The sequence below is a fragment of the Alteribacter populi genome, from assembly GCF_002352765.1.
Classification (GTDB): Bacteria; Bacillota; Bacilli; order Bacillales; family Salisediminibacteriaceae; genus Alteribacter; species Alteribacter populi.
On sequence record NZ_KZ293963.1, the window covers coordinates 2,261,659 to 2,282,048 of the forward strand.

The window sequence follows — 20,390 nt, forward strand, 5'->3', positions numbered from 1 at the left end:
TCCTTTTTGAACTCACACTTATACTTTCAAGAATTTCCGAACGCTCATCATGCATCCCCAAATTCCGATAAACACGCCAATTCCAAGTAGTAGCCCCCCAACTTGTATGACTAACGGGTAGGTAGGAAGCATCTCAATAAACAGTAGTTCAGGAGTTGCCTCGACAGTTTCTAAGAGTTTTTTGTAACCATAAGCTAAGGCACTGATCGGGATAATCGATCCTAATACTCCAAGTAGCAACCCTTCCACAAAGAAAGGCCAGCGTATAAAGCCGTTTGTTGCACCTACTAGTTTCATAATTTGGATCTCGCGTTTACGGGCAATAATCGTGATTTTAATCGTATTAGCTATTAAGAACATCGCTGTGAACATTAAGCCTGCAACTAATGTGATTCCCGCTATTCGCACTATATTAGTAACAGAGAATAGCTGGTCAACAATATCTGCCCCATACTCTACATCGTCAACATAGTTTAGGGTTTCAATTTCTTCTGCTAATAACTCTGTTTGTTGCGGTTGTTCTGCTTGTACAACGAAGACATCGTTTAATGGGTTTTCTTCCCTTAATGACTCAAAAATCTGACCTTGTTCTCCTAAGCTTGTAATCAGACTCTCTAATCCTTCCTCCCTAGGTACAAACTCCACTGAATCTACATTTCCAATGTCATGCAGCTCGTTTTCCAGCTGTTCATGATTTTCATCATCTGCTGTAAGCTCGATAAACACACGTAATTCAACATCGTCCTCAAGGCTTTCAGCGAAATGGTTCATATTCATAATAAGAAGGAGGAAAGCACCTACAACTAATAGCATAATGGTTACAGCACTGATCGAAGCAAATGTCATCCAACCGTTTCTAGCTAGGTTCTTTCCACCTTCTTTTATGTGGCGAGTAAGGGTTCTACCTTTCATAACCGTATTGCCCCCTTGCCTCATCACGCGCGATTCGGCCGCCTTCAATGGCGATTACTCGCTTTCGCATGCTGTTTACAATATCTCGATTATGGGTAGCCATAACAATAGTGGTCCCTCGATCGTTTATTTCCTCAAGGATTTGCATAATCTCTCCTGATGTTTCCGGATCAAGGTTTCCTGTTGGCTCATCGGCGATCAATACAGAAGGGCTGTTTACAATGGCTCTAGCTATGGCTACACGCTGCTGTTCTCCCCCGGAAAGTTCATGTGGGAGAAACCGGGCTTTATTTTTCAATCGCACAATGTCTAGTACATGCATGACACGTTTGCGAATATTTGCTTTACTTTCCTCGATTACTTCTAGAGCAAAGGCAACGTTTTCATAGACTGAGAGAGTTGGTAGTAACTTAAAATCTTGGAAAACCACCCCGATATCTCTTCTTAAATAAGGAATGTGTCTCTCCTTAATTTTTGCTAACTCTTTTCCGTTAATGGTTATCGTCCCTCGGGTCGGTTTTTCTTCTCGGTACATTAGTTTAATGAACGTTGATTTCCCTGCACCACTCGGACCTACCACATAAACAAATTCACTTTTTTCTATATGAATATCGATCCCATTTATGGCCATCACGCCATTGGGATACGTCTTCCAAACTTCCTTCATGTTAATCAAAATATCACATCCTGCTTTCATAATTCTCTTAGTTGACTCCCTACACTACAGCTGACAAATATTGTTAAAAAGCACGAAAATACAGCCGTCGCTACTCTTCGTTACGACGCACAGGACGATGCTTCTGCTTCACTACGATGATTCGCCACTAGTGCGTTACCATAAATGGACTTTTAGCCTACGTTAGTGGTTGCGCGAGTCTTCGCAGGCTACATTATCCCTGCCATTTTAATATAAACCAATCGCAGGTTTTGTAGAAATTCTTTGCTGTGATTATCGAATATATAGAGTAAATGTTGTCGAATATTTTTTTGAATTTGGGATATAAGGTGTATTGTAGAAAAACAAAATACAAGGAGTAGTTTATTTCTTCTAAAAAATCACAAGGGTAATATGTACACTTAAAAAATAAATAACTAAACCTCCACAATTCAACATTATATCATCAATAAAAAATAATTCGAGATTATTTTCTTTACAATTTCATTTCAAATCATGACATAATCCGCCAATATAACAAAAAAACAAAAAAATTCTTATATTTACCATATGTTTTAAATTACGATTACTCTTGTAACTTTGTTGCTTTTTTAACGTTTCATCTTTTAAGTTCATTCGCTAAAAAAGCCCAAGAACAACGAAAAAGCGACTTCTGACAAAATTGTCAAAAAGTCGCTTCGTTTCATATGATTCCATTATGTTAGTGTTCTGTAACCCACGCCGCTACATTCTCAGCATCTTCGCCTGAAACTAAGTCGGCAGGCATTCCGCCAGGTCCTTCATCAATTGCCGCTATTACTTCATCCTGAGAATTCCCTCGAATATCAGGACCTGAAGCACCGGACATGTCACCTCCGTGACAAGAAAGACAGTTCTTCTCGTACAGTTCCTCGCCAGCAGCAAGGTCCACTTCACCTGATGTTTCTGTTGTTTCCTCATCCGCTTCTTCTACTGCTTCTTCGCCATCCTCTTCAATTGGGGTAGTATCGTCGTCTCCAGCACCACAAGCACCCAATACTAGAACTGTCCCCAACATCGCAACTACAAACTTTTTCATGTTGTTTTACCTCCTTAACAGCCACGTGAAAATTGGTAGGTTTTTCAAAGTTACCTTCCTATCTATTATAACCTACTTAATCGTTTTTGAAACCTTCTCCAAGTACCTCTGAAGCATGGCTAACGACCACAAACGCCTGCGGATCAATGGTTTGAACAATTTGTTTCAATTTTGTGACCTCATTTCTACCTACTACACACATAAGAACTGGTTTTTCATGATTTGTGTATCCGCCATATCCTTTCAGCTTCGTTACACCTCTGTCAACTTGAGTAAGCAAACCTTGACGGACTTCCTCCTCGTAATCAGAAATAATGATCGCCATTTTAGAGTAACCAATACCCGTCTGAACAATATCAATGGTTTTTCCGGTCGCAAAAAGACCGATGAGTGCGTACAAGGCAAATTCAAATCCAAAGGCGATTGCGGCCGTGATAACAACAAGACCATCCATTAAAAAGACACAAACACCTAACGACATACCCGTATACTTATTCACAATTTGTGCTGCTAAGTCTGTCCCTCCTGTAGATGAATGCGACCGAAAGACAATTCCTAAACCAAGTCCGACCCCAATTCCACCGAAAATAGCAGCTAGAAGCGGGTCTGCTGTAGCAGGTTCAAGGTTTCGTGTCATAAACACCACTGCCGGTAAGAAAATCGTTCCTGTTAACGTTTTTAGTCCATACATCAGACTGCCAACCAAACTACCTCCAAGGAAGATGAGTCCAGCTAGAAATAAAGGTATATTAAATGCCCATTGTGTATAGGCTGGTTCAAAACCAAACGTTGCCTCTACAATGGTTGAAATTCCCGAAACTCCGCCAGAAGCGATTCGGTTTGGAAGTAAGAAAATATTAAAACTGATTGCGACAATCGCTGAACCCACGAGGACATGGGCAAATTCATAAACAATTCTACTGAAAGGATTCAAGGGCTGTTGATCCCTTCTTCGTTTCATTGCTTTCATCATGATGTTTTCACCTGATTTCTCTTAAAATAAAAAGGATTAATTCTCAATGTTGCATTAAGAAATTGAACGAGCGCTTTGCCTATTTCTCCATTATCAAAGCTCATGTCATTTTAGGTTGTACTTTCAATATTGCGAGTATCCCTATAACAGCTACGCAAAGCTATTTCTTAAAGCCCGGTGCAAATCCTCAAGTAGTATATCACCGGCCTCACAACCTGTAAACGCGAATCAAGTAACGCTTTAACGGACTGAAAAAGGGGGGTCTTGAAAAGGGGGTCTGACCCCTTTTCCCTTAGGAAACATTTTTCACCTTCAACAAAGGGGACAAACCCCTGAACAGATGTGCTGAAGGGCGGGGCGCCGCTATATCGAAGAAAAACCTCATTACTTATAAAGGAAAGCGCAAGCGCCTTGGCGTCGTACGACATAGGAAACTTGACTTATCGCCAAAAAAGGCGAAAGTGACCTCGCAGTTGTCTCTTCCTCTGCTAATCATGCTCCGATGTGTATCCGCCCGAGACAATCCACAGCTTATTCACGAAATAATACTAGTCGCTGGAGCTAGACATTGAAGCGTAGATTTTTGTACTTTCTTAACTCTTAAGAAAAACAGCGGTTGGAGGCCGCTGTTTTTGAGTAACGTTAATTAATTTTAGAACGTAGGTAAGCGTCGATGAACGGAGCTAATTCTCCGTCCATGACAGCTTGGCTGTTTCCTGTTTCTTGATTGGTACGATGGTCTTTCACCATATTGTAGGGGTGGAATACATACGAGCGGATTTGACTTCCCCAACCGATATCTGATTGTTCCCCGCGAATTTCATCTACTTGCTTCTGTTGCTCTTCAAGCTTTAATTGAAGAAGTTTTGCCTTGAGCATCTTCATCGCTTGTTCACGGTTCTTGATTTGAGAACGTTCAGACTGACAAGTTACAACCGTTTTAGTAGGCACGTGTGTAATTCGAACAGCGGAGTCGGTTGTGTTGACATGCTGGCCACCGGCACCACTAGAGCGGTACGTGTCAATTTTAAGTTCATCTGGTGACACTTCAATATCTTTAACATTGTCGTCTAATTCGGGCATTACTTCACATGAAGCAAAGGACGTATGACGGCGGCCAGAAGAATCAAAGGGTGAAATCCTCACGAGACGATGAACACCTTTCTCTGCTTTTAAATAGCCATAAGCGTTATGACCTTTAATTAGCAGCGTCACACTTTTCACACCTGCCTCGTCACCAGGGAGGTAATCCAGCGTCTCCACTTTAAATCCTTGACCTTCTGCCCAGCGAGTGTACATCCTTAATAACATGGAAGCCCAATCCTGAGACTCTGTTCCTCCTGCACCTGGGTGAAGTTCTAAAATTGCGTTGTTTTTATCATAAGGTTCGCTAAGAAGGAGATGTAATTCAAATTTATTAAGTCGCTCGCCAAGATCCCGCACACCTTCAACCAAGTCACCAAACAAATCCTCGTCTCCTTCTTCTTTTACTAGTTCGTAGGAAACTTCGAGATCCTCATAGACTCCTTCAAGTTTGCGATACGTCTCAACGCTTTCTTTTAACTGATTGCTTTCATCAATAACTTTTTGAGCTTCATTTTGATTATCCCAAAAGCCAGGCTCCGCCATTAATTCATCAAGTTCAGCAACACGTGTCTCCTTATTTTCTAGGTCAAAGAGACCCCCTAAAGTCCGCTAATCGCTTAGCCATCATCGTAAGTTCCTGTTTAATTTCCGACATTTCCATCGCTTAGCACCTCATCAGAGAGGCAGTACACCTGCCTCCACACATTTTCTTATTACCCGTGGCAGTTTTTATACTTTTTCCCGGATCCACATGGACAAGGATCGTTCCGGCCAGTTGTTTCTGCTTTAATATACGGAGTACGTTTCTTCTTCTCCTCTGTCTGCTGATTTCCGGCACTTTTGTGAACGGCTTTTCCTTCAGCTACAGGTTTTCTTTCAAGGTTTGTTTCGATTTGAGCTTTCATAATATACTTGGCTACATTTTCTTCAATAGAGGCAACCATTTGTTCAAACATCTCGAAGCCTTCGAATTTATATTCACGCAACGGATCATTTTGACCATAAGCGCGTAAGTGGATTCCTTGACGAAGTTGATCCATTTGGTCAATGTGAGAAGTCCATTTTGAATCAACCGTACGAAGTAAAATGACTTTTTCAAACTCGCGCATACGTTCAGGAGTGAATTTTTCTTCACGTCGCTTATACTCGTCACTAACTTTGTCCACAATTAATTCAACGATTTCTTCAGGCTCAAGACCTTTAATGTCCTTTTCAGCAATTTCTACCTCGTCTAAAACTGTCGCATTAATATAATCGACAATTCCTTGAAGATTCCAGTCTTCTGGCACATCATCTGCTGGTGTGTATAGTTGAACGTTACGTTCGATTGTCGACTCGGTCATTTTTTCAACAATTGGTTTTAGGTTCTCTGCCTCAAGCACTTCGTTTCGTTGTTCATAAATAATGTCACGTTGTTCGCGCATAACGTCATCATATTGCAGCAATTGTTTACGGGCATCAAAGTTATTTCCTTCTACTCGTTTTTGTGCTTGTTCAACGGCACGGGAAACGAGTTTACTTTCGATCGGCTGGTCTTCTTCAAGACCGAGTTTCTCCATCATATTCCGCATGTTTTCACTACCGAAGCGGCGCATTAACACGTCTTCTAATGAAAGGTAAAATTGTGACATCCCCGGGTCACCTTGACGACCGGAACGCCCTCGTAGCTGGTTATCAATACGACGGGATTCGTGACGTTCTGTACCAAGAACGTAAAGTCCGCCCAATTCTGTTACACCGTCGCCGAGTTTAATATCTGTACCACGGCCGGCCATATTCGTTGCAATTGTAACCCCACGCTGGCGCCCGGCATTTTCAATAATTTCCGCTTCTCTTTCATGGTTTTTCGCGTTTAACACGTTATGACGTACTCCGCGCTTTTTAAGCATCGCAGATAAAAGCTCAGATGTATCGACACTGACCGTACCGACCAGAACCGGCTGACCTTTTTCATTAAGTTCTTTAATTTTTTCTACAATCGCTTTGAATTTTGCGTCCATCGTTTTGTAAATTAAGTCGGGACGGTCTTCACGTGCGATGGGTTCGTTCGTTGGAATTGCGATAACATTCATACCGTAGATATTACGAAACTCTTCTTCCTCCGTTTTCGCAGTACCTGTCATCCCAGCAAGCTTTTCATACATACGGAAGTAGTTCTGGAATGTAATGGATGCCATCGTCATGCTTTCACGTTTAATTTCGAGCCCTTCTTTTGCTTCGATTGCTTGATGAAGTCCGTCACTATAGCGGCGGCCTTTCATTATACGGCCTGTAAATTGGTCAATGATGGCAACTTCACCGTCATCTACAACATAGTCATCGTCTCTTTTCATAACAACGTGAGCTTTTAACGCCTGATTAATATGATGATTCAATTGTACATGCGCTTGATCGAAAAGGTTGTCAATATTAAAAGCGCGTTCTGCTTTACTTACCCCTTCGTCAGTCATTTGGACATTTTTTGTTTTTTCATCGTATGTGTAGTCTTCCTCTTCTTTTAGCATACGAACGAAGGAGTTCGCGGCTGTATAGAGCTGGGTTGACTTTTCTGCGGAGCCGGAAATGATAAGCGGTGTACGTGCTTCGTCAATGAGAATGGAGTCGACTTCATCGACGATGGCAAAATGAAGTGGGCGCTGTACCATTTGTTCTTTGTATAGAACCATGTTGTCACGTAAATAGTCGAAACCGAATTCATTGTTAGTTCCATAAAGAACATCACAGTTGTATGCCTCTCGTTTTTCGTCTTTACTCATGCCGCTTATGTTTAGGCCGACTGTTAACCCTAAAAATTCATAGAGCTTGCCCATTTCTGTGGAGTCTCTCCGTACGAGGTATTCGTTCACTGTGATTACGTGAACTCCTTTTCCGGTAAGGGCGTTTAAATATACCGCTAGAGTGGCGACGAGCGTTTTACCTTCCCCGGTTTTCATTTCGCTAATATCGCCTTTATGGAGACAAACGCCCCCAAGCAATTGCACGTTAAAGTGGCGCATTTTCAGGGCACGGGTAGAGCCTTCTCGTACAACAGCAAATGCTTCCGGAAGTAAATCGTCTAATGATTCGCCTCCCTGATAACGTGTTTTGAATTCATCTGTTTTCTTTCGTAAATCGTCGTCGGAGAGTTTTTTCATATCCTCTCCAAGCTCTTCAATTTGATCAACTGTTTTTTGCCATTTTTTTAATTGGCGTTGATCGGTATCACCAATGACCTTTTTCAATAAACCTAGCATTGGACATTGCTCCCTTTTCGTATATTGCAATGGGTTACCCCATAATGTAAAATCGTCAGTTTATGTAACGAAAGTCCTTCTCTGCCTGACAGTTAACATTTATTTTATCAGTTTCCCGCACCCCTTACAAGAACAGCCAAAATCAGCTGCCTCATTCCCACCCCTCCATTCGGGGGACTTTTCAGGGGACTGTCCCCGCACAATTTTGTGTGAAATTGTGGGACAAGCAGGAATATACTTGTTAGCATGGTATGTCGCCTGTGCAAATGATAAAACCGCATCGCGCGGCGGCTTTTTGCCATTTGAAACAGTGTTAGTTTAAACCGCCTGTTTTGTAAATCTCGGGGGCTGTTCCCTTGAAACGAGCGGCGTGAAGGTAGCTGTCCTCTTATAAAATATCTTTTTAAAAAGCTGTTTTCTAAAAGATTGTTGCTTTTTGATCAAATTATCGCTCAAATTCGCTACAGGCGGACTCTTTCACCCCAGGGCACATGTGCGACATCCATTCTTCCATCACTTCGTTCGGATTCACGGTGTGTTCAGCTGCTCCTGCGGTTCCTCATCGCAAGAAGACCATTGTTGCTTTTCCCGCTGGAGCTCCTTCGAGTTATCAATATAAAACAACAATCTATGCGAAAAGAGTTTTAAAAAAGGGGATCCCAAAAAGTTGTAAAACAACTTTTTGGGATCCCCTCAAAGTAATGAACGTTTAAAATCCCGCTATGAGTGGCTTTTTCATAGCGGGCAAGTAGCGTGCGATGGTGATTACTTTTAAATCAAAAGCTTAACTTTATTCTCTTGAATTGACTTTTTGAATTTATTTTACTCTAATATGTCGTCTTATTCTGATTCGATTAAACCGTATTTTCCGTCTTTGCGTTTGTAAACAACGTTGGTACCACCGCTTACGGAGTTTGAGAAGACGAAGAAGGTATGACCGAGCATGTCCATTTGCAAGACAGCTTCTTCAGCATCCATCGGCTTTAGGTCAAAACGTTTCGTACGAACGATGTCGATTTCATCCTCCTCATATTCCGGCTCTTCTGGAACTTCTTCCAATGTTGGTTCCAGCTCGTTTTTAAACATATACTTCAAACTATCGTCAGAACGAAATTTACGATTCACTTTCGTTTTATGCTTACGGATTTGGCGTTCTAATTTCTCAATTACAAGGTCAATTGCAGCGTACATGTCTGTGTGCGTTTCCTCTGCGCGAAGGAGTAGTCTTGGCATTGGAATGGTAACTTCCACTCGTTGGTCATTGTTTAACACTTGTAATTTCACATGCACATCTGATGATGGAGTCTGATCGAAATATCTTTCAAGTTTGCCTACCTTTTTTTCTACGTATTCCCTTAATGCGGGAGTCACCTCTACGTTTTCACCTCGAATGTTGTAATTCATAAGCAAACTCCTCCTTTCGGTTATGTGTTAAATATTCTTCATACTGGCTCCGATATCCTTCTCTAACTATCAGAAAAGTCTTGAAACTTTTTGTCGGATTAAGTCGGAAGATAAACTCCCTTTTGAAGCAAGTAGTGAATACATGATGCGGCGGGTTCTCGGTGCCTTAAAAAAAATGTTTGAATCCCCTCCGATAAAAAAGAGTTTTTCAATTCTTTCATTAAAGTATCTTGTTCAAAAAGGAAGCAATAAGTCAGAGAAGCTTCGGAGACCGGAAGTCACGAAGCTCGGACTTTTTGAAAAACTTCTAAATTAGACACTAATGAAAGATTACAATGACTTTACCTCGCGAGAAGTAATGATAAACCTCTATTTTCAATAGGCTTCCGCAAAGGTTATCAACTGACCTACAGTTAATCATAAGGGGGAACTCCTTCAATTATTCCATATTCACAAAATTGTGCGGGGACAGTCCCCGCACAATTTGACGTTTGTGAAACATGAAGAGCCCTCCTACAAACGGATCACCGTTCATAGGAGGGCTTGTGTTCGCTTACATTTTGTCCCTTACAAAAAGCTATAGCAAAATCGTTCGATGGGATCTTACAACTTTGAATACCTTCTATTTAGGGAAGTGTGCGAATATTTAGAGCTTGATTACATTCGCTGCTTGAGGTCCGCGAGCTCCTTCTACGATTTCGAACTCAACGTCTTGACCTTCCTCAAGAGATTTGAATCCTTCTTGTTCGATCGCAGAAAAGTGAACAAATACGTCGTCGCCACCATCGCGCTCGATAAAACCAAAACCTTTTTCAGCGTTAAACCATTTTACTTTTCCTTGCATGTTCCTAACACATTCCCTTCGTATTGAAAATCGTGTGGCTTGACCACACCTATAATATAGCAATGCCCAAAACCCGAGTCAATTTCTTTCTAACGCCCTAATTCGACAAGGGACAGACCCCGCACAATTTCATGGTAAATAGACCTATTACTTTTAACCTATTTTGGTTTAAAGGATTTTATAAAATATGTGGAATCATTTATAACGTTTAAATCTGCCTGTAGTCATTATGTACTTTTTAATAATAATTTCTTTATTTTGAAACAAACGGCTGTTTTCTTGCGTTAAACAAGTGGATTCCAATTGATATCGCTGCAAGGAGCCAAGTGAGGAGCGTAAAAATTCAAGTTTTTGGGCAACCTAGAAAATAAAAGATATTCATTTATTCAATTTTTATAAAACGCTTATGAGTTAGCCATTCACTGCTTAATCAATTTCGACTAACTCTTTTCGTCGATATTATATACGTGAAGGAGTGATCCACCTATGTGTGGATTTGTAGCAATGTTTTCAAATAACCAGGAACAATTGAACGAGTTCCCTTTAGAAAAAATGACGAATTCGATTACACACCGCGGCCCGGATGACTGTGGCTATTTCCAACATCCATACGTTCGTTTTGGGTTTCGCCGTTTAAGTATCATTGATTTGGAAAACGGTCATCAACCAATGCAGTATGATAATGATCGTTATACGATCGTATTTAATGGAGAAATTTACAATGCTCCCGAGCTTCGTAAATCTCTAATAGAAGAAGGCTTAGAATTCGATACCTATTCTGATACTGAAGTCATTCTTGCAATCTTCCGCCAAAAAGGGAAAAAAGGGTTTTCTCTCCTGAGAGGCATGTTTGCTTTTTTAATTTGGGACCGCGAAAACGAAACATTAACCGGAGCCCGAGATCCATTTGGGATTAAACCTTTTTTCTATAAAAAAGACAGAGATTCTTTTCTTTTTGCTTCAGAGAAAAAGAGTTTGCTAAATACAAGAGGCCAGCGACCAGAGAGCCATAACGAGATTGTCGATGCATACTTGACATTTCAATTTGCTCCTGAGCCTTATACAACGACTACGTCCATTTGGAAAGTTCCACCCGGTCACATGATTGAAGTAAAATCGGACGGTGATTTGCAGGTAGATTCTTATTGGAAGCCTAACTTTAAACCGGATCCGATGCTAAGTGCCAAAAAGGCGCCCGAAGGTTCAAAAGCAAAAGTTCAAGCTAAAATACGTTCAGCGATTGAAGAATCAGTTGCTCTGCACTTACGCAGTGACGTACCTGTATCTACCTTTTTGTCAGGTGGGATTGATTCAACTGCCATTACAGCGTTAACGAAACAACACAAACCAGACCTTAAATCGTTCACCGCTGAGTTTGTTGATTACGGATATAGCGAGGCCGATGTGGCTCGGAAAACTGCTGACAAGTTAGGCATTGACCACAACGTCGTCACCATATCAGTCGATCAAGTGATGGAAGCTTTACCTAAAATCATCTGGCATATGGACGAACCCATTGCAGACCCAGCAGCGATTCCTCTTTACTTTGTGGCTGAAGAAACCAGTAAACACTCTAAAGTTGTGCTATCAGGAGAAGGTGCTGATGAGCTCTTTGGCGGCTATAACATTTATCGTGAGCCACATTCTTTACGGATGTTCGATTACCTTCCTGTCTGTGTTAAACGTCAGCTGAAGTTGTTCGCTTCTCGTCTACCACAAGGAATTAAAGGTCGAAGCTTTTTGCTAAGAGGCTGTACACCACTTGAAGAGCGTTTTGTAGGAAATGCTCGAATTTTTGACCCTGAAGAAACTTCGCAATTTTTACGAGAAAGAGGTGGAGAAACAGCGTTAGCTTACACGAAACCTTTGTACGACTTTGCAAAACGTCAAGGGTGGGATCCTGTCACAACAATGCAATATGTTGATATGCACACATGGCTTCGCGGCGACATTCTCACCAAAGCAGATAAAATGACAATGGCTCATTCCCTAGAACTCCGAGTGCCATTTTTGGATACAGGAGTTTTTGATCCCGCTTCAACTCTGCCAATGTCAGCAAAAGTAAATCGTAAACAGACCAAAGTCTGGATGCGAGAAGCACTTTCCGATTTAGTCCCCGATCATGTTGTCGAAAGGAAAAAGCTCGGTTTTCCAGTGCCTATTCGCCACTGGCTCAAAGACGAAATGTACGACTGGGCAAAAAATATTCTTTCTCAAATCGATGAAACAAAAGTTGTGTTTGATCAAAAAGCATCATTACAGCTACTAGAAGATCATCGTAATGGAAAAGCCGACTATTCAAGAAAGATCTGGACTATACTCACCTATATCCTGTGGCATAAACAGTTTATCGAAAGTACACACCGTCTGCGAACAATCGAAAACGATCGATTAAAAGATATCATTTAACACAGGATGTCAATAGATTTCCTAAAATTGTGCGGGGACAATTGTGCGGGGACAGTCCCCGCACAATTTTGTGCCAAAAACTTTTTTCTGAAAATTTTAATTTTATCCTTGCAATTTTATCCATTTACTTTTACAATATGACTTAAGAACGATACAAAACAACAATATTCGTCTTAATTATCGTTCAAAGGTCCCTTTCAATCCTCTATTTTCACCAAGTGTTCACTATTGTTAACCCACCAAGAATTACTCGCACATACTGAAAGTTCCCTGCATTTCTCACCTTTGTTTCCACGTAAAAACCAATAAACTCCATTGATCAGTTTTATTAATCAAGAGCTTCCTCGTTCTTGATTGAAACTGAGTAACTTATTGCTACCTCAATCTCCTACAAGAGGTTCATAGCTTTACATAAATACCCACTCACTTGCAATAAGTTCATGAATGTTTATGTGTGAATTCGGATCAAGGCTGCTTTTCAACTACTCAATACTGCGTTTTGACAAAACAGACTTTTTTTTGGCCTTTTTTCCCGAATTCACACGCTTCCTCTCTTTTTACTCACTTTTCCCCCTTTTTATCACAAAACTTTAAGTATGCTCTAGACAAACTTTAAGTACGCCCTAGGCAAACTTCAAGTTTCACCTGACCATACTTCTCATACTTCACTTCACTACTTAAAGTACTAAGCACTTGTCCATCATATATCGTTCACAAAAGGAAACATCCATGTCCACTAAAATCTAATCAAATGGAAATCCAAAGGAGTGTATTGAAATGACAAGAAAACGACGTCAATGGTTCCCGGGAGCGATGTACCATATTGTTTGCAGAGGAAATCGGAAGACGGATTTATTTCTGGAAAGGCGTGACTATATGAAATACCTTTCCCTTTTAGATAACGCCTTTCATTATTCAAATTTCTATCTACATGCTTTTTGTTTAATGACTAACCACCTTCACCTATTAATTGGAACAAAAGAGGACCCCCCAGGTAAAGTTATGCATTCCGTAAACACGATGTATGCCAGCTACTTCAATAAAAAATATGAACTTAGTGGTCACGTTTTCCAAGATCGTTATTTTGCTAGTCCAATCTCTTCGTCCTTTGCATTAATGAAAGTGAGTGCGTACATTCATAACAATCCTCGCGAAGCCTTTCTTACAGAACATCCCGAAGATTACCCTTGGAGCAGCTATTATGCTTACATTCTATCGAACGATCTACCGACCACGATCGTCAAGGAAAAACAGACAAGAAAACTGAACTATGAAAACAGAGAATACATCGCTACACGAGCACCACCTAACTACCAGGAAGACCCTACTTTGCCCGAAGCTTATTACAAGATCGGAAACCTTCCCCTCGCTTTTTCAAAAGAAAAGCTTACTTCACTTTTTCCAGTCCCTAGTCATATACATTACAAAAAATATGTCGAAAGAGAATGGAATTTATCCTGCCTAGTAAAAGAAGATAAAAAATAAGAGGAGTGTAAAGCCATTGTTAAATCAAGTGAACTTAGTCGGCAGACTTGTAAAAGATCCGGAACTTTTGTATACAAAGGATGGTGTAGCCTTATCAAAATTCTCTGTGGCAGTCCAACGAAATTACAAAAACCAAAAAGGCGAGTACGACACAGACTTTATCCCTTGCACACTTTGGAAGAGGAGTGCCGAAAGACTGGCTACTTATTGCGGAAAGGGCTCAATGATTAGTGTCAATGGCCGCTTGCAAACGAGAATCTACGAAAACCAAGAACAAAAGCGTATATTCACTATGGATATGATAGCCGAGGGTGTCTCCTTTTTACAGGTAAAACCCCCTAACGCTTCTGCGCTCCAAGAGACTGGTCAAAAATGATCACGCCACAACCTACAATAAAGGAGAGATCGTCAGTGACTGAAAAAGATCTTTTAAAAGTAATTGTCCACAAGTTAGCACAAATCGAAAACCAAATGGTATGTAAAAAAGATATGAACCTTTTAAACAATGCCATGTCTGAAGCTATTGAACAAATGACATTTTTACAGGAAGATATTGTAGAATTAAAATCAAGCGTTGAAGTCAAACATATTGAAAACATTAATTCAGATGAAGTTATCCTCCATTCCTTTATGGAGTGGGCACACCACACTCCATCTCGCTAACTTCCATTCCTCAAAATTAACACCTAATATCCACCCCTTCACCTATACCAGCAATGATACTCGAGTGACTCACCCCACTCTAGACATTGCTGGTTTTTATTTTTTATGAGTATGTCATTAGCTCAGAAATCATTCATATGAGAAGCATATTATACTTCCGTAGAAGTGTCGTGGTGTCTTCGTCTTTATAAGTAAGGCTGTTTTCTAAAAGATTGTTGTTCTTGACACAAAATATATAAACTGCGACATAGAAGTAGATTGATTTCCGCTCCGGACAGTCGCTTTCCGCGTAAAGCGTAGTGTATTTCCGAAGCGGTAGGTGATGTCGCAGTTTATTTCAGCTGCGAAGATTAAAAGCAACAATACATACGAAAAGAGCCATAATTAAAAGTGAAATATTAAACTTGGCTGATGCCTTCATAATTCTGAGCAAAGGGGATATTCATTTTATTTTTTAAAAAAGGCCGATCGTGAAATGTATCTAGTCAAGATGTCGAAACAATAGTCGTTTACACCTACTTAAATACTTTTAACAGAAAACCTTTTACCCAATTTTCTGAATATTGTTGAAGTTAAGACACTTACTTGATAGGCTAGTTTTTAATTCAAGGGGGGAGAAATGATATGAATTTAAAAAGACTATTAATGGTGGCGTTAGGAGTACTTTTAGTTTTTAGTTTGTTATTAGGAGATCCAAGAGGTTACGCACAAGGAAAGCTTGAGTTCCAGGAATACTTGATCGGCTTTAACGGAAACACAAACGATCGCTTAGTTGAAAATGCAGGTGGTGAAGTGAAGCACGAGTTCAAATATATGAACGTCCTACATGTTAGCCTTCCAGAGCAAGCAGCTGTTGCACTCCAAAAAAACCCTAATGTTGACTTTATTGAGGAAAATGGTGAGGTTCAAGCATATGGACAAACGGTTCCCTATGGCATCGACCATATTAATGCCACATCCGTTCAAGAGCGTGATGAAAATACTGGACAAGGTGTGGAAGTAGCTATCCTTGATTCAGGCATTGCTCCACATGAAGATTTAAATATTGCAGATGGAGCTAGTTTTATTGATAGTGAACCAAGCTACTACGACTACAATGGACACGGAACTCACGTAGCTGGAACTGTTGCCGCACTTGATAACAATGTAGGAGTGCTAGGTGCAGCCCCGGATGTAGACCTATATGCTGTAAAAGTTCTTGGTGCTGATGGGAGCGGTTCTTTCGCTTCCATTATTCAAGGCATCGAGTGGGCAGTCGACAACAACATGGACGTAGTAAACATGAGTTTAGGTGCAAGTAGAGGTTCGAATGCACTTGAACAGGCAGTCGATCAAGCTTATGAACATGGGGTTTTACTCGTTGCAGCAGCAGGAAACTCCGGAACACAGGGTCGTCGTGACACAATGGGGTACCCTGCGAAGTACGATTCTGTCATGGCAGTCGGTGCTGTTGACGAAGATAACCAGCGCGCTTCATTTTCCAGTGTAGGAAACGCCCTTGAAGTAATGGCACCAGGTGTAAGTGTGTATAGCACCTATTTAGACAATAGCTATGCATCATTAAACGGTACATCTATGGCTTCCCCACACGTTGCAGGAGCTGCAGCTCTAATCATCGCTCATGATCCAAGTTACTCTCATAGTGATGTTCGAGCGTTGTTAAACGATACCGCAACCCCTCTCGGCAGTGACAGCTTCTTTTACGGAAATGGAGTCATCGACGTATTAGCCGCCATTGATTCCCAATAATAACCGAAACTGGAACCAATGTTTTTAAAATGAGCAAATCCCCCTTCCTATGAGGAGGGGGATTTAATTTGTTCACAAAATCGTGCGGGGACAGTCCCCGTAACTTTTATTTGGTTGTGTGCGATACAGTCATTGTCATTTTTCCACGAATCGTGAAGCTATCCACGGTACTCGGTACAATGAAGTGTTGACCTTTTTCCAATTTGTGAATGACACCTTCTACAATGATTTCTCCTTGGCCATCAACCACACTCATCAGTAGGTATTGATCAACCTTGTAAGAAGCTTCGCCTGCGATATCCCAGCGATAAACGGTAAAGTAGTTTTCTTCAATTAATTTTTTAATCATCAAATCGCCGTTGGTCCATTCATTCTGCTCAGGGAGTGCATCTTTGTGGGGCACCATCGAGCAAGCAATGGAATCATCAATATGAAGCTCACGGGGATTGCCACGATCATCGGTTCGACCATAATCGTAAAAACGATACGTAATATCAGAACTCTGCTGAATTTCTAAAATCATAATGCCTTTTCCAATGGCATGGACTGTGCCACTTGGAACATAGTAAAAATCACCTTTTTGTACTGGCACGTCACGGAATAGCTCGCCCCAACGCTCAGCATCCACCATTTTAGTTAGTTCATCCCGAGAATTGGCATGGTGTCCTAACACAAGCTTTGCACCTGGTTCGTGATCTAGAATGTACCAACACTCTGTCTTTCCCAATGCATACCCTTCATGCTTTTTCGCATATTCATCATCCGGATGAACTTGTACAGATAGATCATCTTGAGCATCAATAATTTTCACAAGAAGCGGGAACTCTTCTCCTGGTTCATGATTAAAAAGCTCACGGTTCTCATTCCATAGTTGACGAAGTGTTTTCCCTTTGAATACACCGTTGGCAACTATATTTGTCCCATTTTCATGGCCGGAGATCCCCCAACATTCGCCCGTGCTGTTAGAAGGAATCTCATAGTCGAATTGGGACCTGAGCCCACTCCCTCCCCAAATCTTTTCTTTAAATACAGGTTCTAAAAATAAAATACCTTTCAATTGTCAAACCTCCCAAGTTATGTAGTAACGCTTCACATCACAAATGGACACGCTTACATGCCCATGCTATACTAATTTAAAAATTAATGAATGAACATCAGCAAAAATGCAAACGTTTGCACCAACTCTCTATTTCCGGCTACTAACCCTAATAGAAAAACGCATGATCGACGAATACAAGTAATATAAGGCCCATGAAAAAATACAAAGACCCACCGTTAAAAAAGAAAAAGAACACTTTTATTGTATAACTTCACACTCTGTCAATCAACGATCGGGGACTGTCCCCGCACAATTTTGTGTAAAATTATGAGGAGGTTACTTCATGTTATTAGAAGCTATTTTTCATCAGCCGAAATCGCACTATGCTTATGCTTATAATGAGGAAACGGTACATATCCGTGTGCGTACAAAGAGAAATGATATGGATCATGTATTTTTGATTCATGGAGATAAATATCATTTTATCCAAAGTCATATCGAAACGACGAAAATGGAAAAGTTTGCGAGCGATTCGCTGTTCGATTATTACCACGCTTCTGTAAAACCTCATTACCGACGTTTGGCTTATGCATTTCGGTTCGAGAGTGGCGAGGAGACAATCTATTATAATGAAGTTGGGTTCCAATCCGAAGGGGCTCAATCCACTTCTGGTATTGGGATGCTCGAATCTCCTTCTGGAATGTTTGAGTTTCCGTTTCTAAATCCCGTCGACGTCAACACACCACCTGAATGGGTTAAAAATGCAGTATTTTATCAGATTTTCCCTGAGCGGTTTGCCAATGGCGATGTCGCGTTAAATCCGGAATACGTGGAGCCGTGGACCCCAGGTGCTGAGCCCACTCGTGATAATTTTTTCGGTGGAGACTTACAAGGTGTCATTAACAACCTTGATTATTTAGCCGAGCTCGGGATCAACTGCATTTATTTCACCCCATTTTTTGCAGCAAAATCAAACCATAAATATGACACAATCGACTATTTAAAGGTCGATCCGCAATTTGGTGATAATGAACTTGCTAAAAAGCTCGTAGACGAAGCTCACAAACGCGGCATTAAAATCATGCTCGACGCTGTTTTCAACCATAGCGGGTACTACTTCCCGCCTTTTCAAGATGTGCTGAAACATGGAGCCGGTTCCCGGTTTTCCAATTGGTTTCACTTGAAAGAAGATTTAGTTAAAACAGAGCCGCAAGCAAATTACGATACATTTGGTTTCGTTCCATCGATGCCAAAGTTAAACACGGAGAATCCTGAAGTAAAAGCTTACCTTCTTGAAGTGGCACGCTATTGGGTTGAAGACGTGGGGATCGACGGGTGGCGATTGGATGTGGCAAATGAAGTTGATCACTCATTTTGGCGAGAATTTCGGGCTGTTGTGAAGAAAGCCAACCCCAATGTCTACATTTTAGGTGAAATTTGGCATAACTCCCTCGCTTGGCTTCAAGGGGACCAGTTCGATGCCGTAATGAACTACCCAGTAACCAATAGCACTCTTGAATTTTTTGCAAAAAAAACAATTGATGCTCAAGAGTTTATGGGCCGTTTGGATGCGATTCAAGTCGCCTACCCTAAGCAAGTGAATGAAGTAGCGTTTAATCTCCTCGATTCTCATGACACGCCGCGCTTATTAACGATTGCAGGCGGGGATAAAGATCGTATGAAGTTAGCTGCCACATTCCAACTCACCTATACCGGAGCTCCTTGTATCTATTACGGAGATGAAGTTGGTATGGATGGCGGTGATGATCCAGATTGTCGTAAACCAATGGTGTGGGATGAAAATCACCAAGACAAAAATCTTTTTAAATTTTATCAAGAATTAATTCAATTGAGAAAAGATCATCGCGCTTTTCGTGATGGATCGTTTCGTTTCTTGTCCGCAGAAAAAAGCGAGCACTATGTCGCTTATGAGCGTACAGATGAATATAACCGATTTATCGTTGTCCTTAATGGAGCTGAAGATGAAAAAACAATAACACTTTCTGGGTTAAAAAAAGGGACATTCCGCCCTGTGTTTGGAGTCCAACAGTACCCTGTGGAAAATGGCGAACTTACCGTTACATTAAAAGCCCGTTCATCCCTAATTTTAAAAGAACAATAAAAAATTCAACGTTTCAACATATTAATCAAGGACCTCTTTTTCTCTTTAATAGAACGTCAGCCATTTGACCTACAGACCTCACTAAAGCATTAGCACTATGAAGTTTTAATAGCCTAACATACCAAACACTTTCAACCACTGGTATGTTGGGCTTTTTTTAATGTTCACAAAATTGTGCGGGGACTGTCCCCCGAACTTTTTGTACGGGGACAGTCCCCGCACAATTCCCCAAACTTTTCCACTATGGATTCGACTTTGTTTTTAAAATTTCATTAACTAGTATGAGTTTTACATACTTTGTACTATATATCATCCATCCTAATGTCTTATAAAACTTTTGAAACTACACTACTTTCTTCATATATGTGATAGGTGTAACACGACATTATTCTCTATGACTTTTGCCGGTAATCTATGGATTTGAAAGGATATAGTGGAAAAATCCTACATTATCTTAATTATTATCATAATCTTCCAAACTTCTTTACTATTTTTACAAATTTTCTGAATTCTTTAGTCTTATTTTTACCAAATACTAGTGATTTTTTGCAAATTGTTCTATAAAATGCACATTAACAACAAGAAACCTTCATATCGAACACGAATTTAGTCTTGAAAGGGGGATCGAGAGAGGAGAGGTTGTCAATTTTTTATATAAGAAGAAACAACAGCACGAACTTTATCGGAAGATCTGCTGGAATTAGTTATTGGGAGGATTGGAGAACTAGTCTACTAGAT

The 20,390-nt window shown here is 40.7% G+C and carries 15 protein-coding genes; 6 read left to right on the plus strand and 9 right to left on the minus strand.

What is annotated here, in order from left to right; translation table 11 throughout:
- Nucleotides 1-18 precede the first annotated feature (18 nt).
- The 8 genes from ftsX to cspD form a co-directional block, all read right to left on the minus strand.
- Entirely contained in the window at nucleotides 19-912 is an 894-nt protein-coding gene (ftsX, locus tag CDZ94_RS11000; RefSeq protein WP_096436989.1) for a permease-like cell division protein FtsX, read from the minus strand.
- Nucleotides 902-1,588, minus strand: coding sequence for a cell division ATP-binding protein FtsE (gene ftsE, locus CDZ94_RS11005; RefSeq protein WP_096440764.1), 687 nt, complete (start codon nucleotides 1,586-1,588; stop codon nucleotides 902-904). Before ftsE ends, ftsX begins: the two co-directional genes overlap by 11 nt.
- Nucleotides 1,589-2,288: 700 nt before the next feature.
- The gene (locus CDZ94_RS11010) at nucleotides 2,289-2,645 is read right to left on the minus strand and encodes a c-type cytochrome (RefSeq protein ID WP_096436991.1); all 357 of its coding nucleotides are present in this window, start codon (nucleotides 2,643-2,645) and stop codon (nucleotides 2,289-2,291) included.
- 76 nt (nucleotides 2,646-2,721) lie between these two features.
- Entirely contained in the window at nucleotides 2,722-3,606 is an 885-nt protein-coding gene (locus tag CDZ94_RS11015) for a YitT family protein (protein ID WP_232735862.1), read from the minus strand.
- Nucleotides 3,607-4,260: 654 nt separating this feature from the next.
- A protein-coding gene (gene prfB / locus CDZ94_RS11020; protein WP_096436995.1) for a peptide chain release factor 2 occupies nucleotides 4,261-5,365 on the minus strand; the annotation gives its coding sequence in 2 pieces (ribosomal slippage) (nucleotides 4,261-5,292 and nucleotides 5,294-5,365; 1,104 coding nt in all).
- A 52-nt stretch (nucleotides 5,366-5,417) separates the two neighbouring features.
- Entirely contained in the window at nucleotides 5,418-7,937 is a 2,520-nt protein-coding gene (gene secA, locus CDZ94_RS11025) for a preprotein translocase subunit SecA (protein ID WP_096436997.1), read from the minus strand.
- A gap of 840 nt (nucleotides 7,938-8,777) precedes the next feature.
- On the minus strand, nucleotides 8,778-9,341 hold the full coding sequence (gene hpf, locus CDZ94_RS11030) for a ribosome hibernation-promoting factor, HPF/YfiA family (RefSeq protein ID WP_096436999.1): 564 nt from the start codon (nucleotides 9,339-9,341) through the stop codon (nucleotides 8,778-8,780).
- A 646-nt stretch (nucleotides 9,342-9,987) separates the two neighbouring features.
- On the minus strand, nucleotides 9,988-10,185 hold the full coding sequence (gene cspD, locus CDZ94_RS11035; RefSeq protein ID WP_096437001.1) for a cold-shock protein CspD: 198 nt from the start codon (nucleotides 10,183-10,185) through the stop codon (nucleotides 9,988-9,990).
- Between the two features lie 486 nt (nucleotides 10,186-10,671).
- Here cspD and asnB point away from each other — a divergent pair, with 486 nt between their 5' ends.
- The 5 genes from asnB to CDZ94_RS11060 all read left to right on the plus strand — a co-directional run bounded on the left by asnB (nucleotide 10,672) and on the right by CDZ94_RS11060 (nucleotide 16,491).
- The gene (gene asnB / locus CDZ94_RS11040; protein ID WP_096437003.1) at nucleotides 10,672-12,594 is read left to right on the plus strand and encodes an asparagine synthase (glutamine-hydrolyzing); all 1,923 of its coding nucleotides are present in this window, start codon (nucleotides 10,672-10,674) and stop codon (nucleotides 12,592-12,594) included.
- 777 nt (nucleotides 12,595-13,371) lie between these two features.
- Nucleotides 13,372-14,079, plus strand: coding sequence for a transposase (locus tag CDZ94_RS11045; protein WP_096437005.1), 708 nt, complete (start codon nucleotides 13,372-13,374; stop codon nucleotides 14,077-14,079).
- Nucleotides 14,080-14,095: 16 nt separating this feature from the next.
- Nucleotides 14,096-14,455 (plus strand): single-stranded DNA-binding protein, encoded by a 360-nt coding sequence (locus CDZ94_RS11050; protein ID WP_096437007.1) that lies wholly within the window; start codon nucleotides 14,096-14,098, stop codon nucleotides 14,453-14,455.
- Nucleotides 14,456-14,490: 35 nt separating this feature from the next.
- The gene (locus CDZ94_RS11055) at nucleotides 14,491-14,742 is read left to right on the plus strand and encodes a hypothetical protein (RefSeq protein ID WP_096437009.1); all 252 of its coding nucleotides are present in this window, start codon (nucleotides 14,491-14,493) and stop codon (nucleotides 14,740-14,742) included.
- A gap of 624 nt (nucleotides 14,743-15,366) precedes the next feature.
- Entirely contained in the window at nucleotides 15,367-16,491 is a 1,125-nt protein-coding gene (locus CDZ94_RS11060; RefSeq protein WP_096437011.1) for a S8 family peptidase, read from the plus strand.
- Between the two features lie 106 nt (nucleotides 16,492-16,597).
- On the opposite strand, the gene manA is transcribed toward CDZ94_RS11060, so the two are convergent.
- A complete protein-coding gene (gene manA / locus CDZ94_RS11065; protein WP_096437013.1) occupies nucleotides 16,598-17,548 on the minus strand; it encodes a mannose-6-phosphate isomerase, class I in 951 nt (316 codons plus the stop codon).
- 325 nt (nucleotides 17,549-17,873) lie between these two features.
- Here manA and CDZ94_RS11070 point away from each other — a divergent pair, with 325 nt between their 5' ends.
- Complete coding sequence (locus CDZ94_RS11070) at nucleotides 17,874-19,652, plus strand: alpha-glycosidase (protein ID WP_096437015.1); 1,779 nt, start codon at nucleotides 17,874-17,876, stop codon at nucleotides 19,650-19,652.
- Nucleotides 19,653-20,390: the final 738 nt, after the last annotated feature.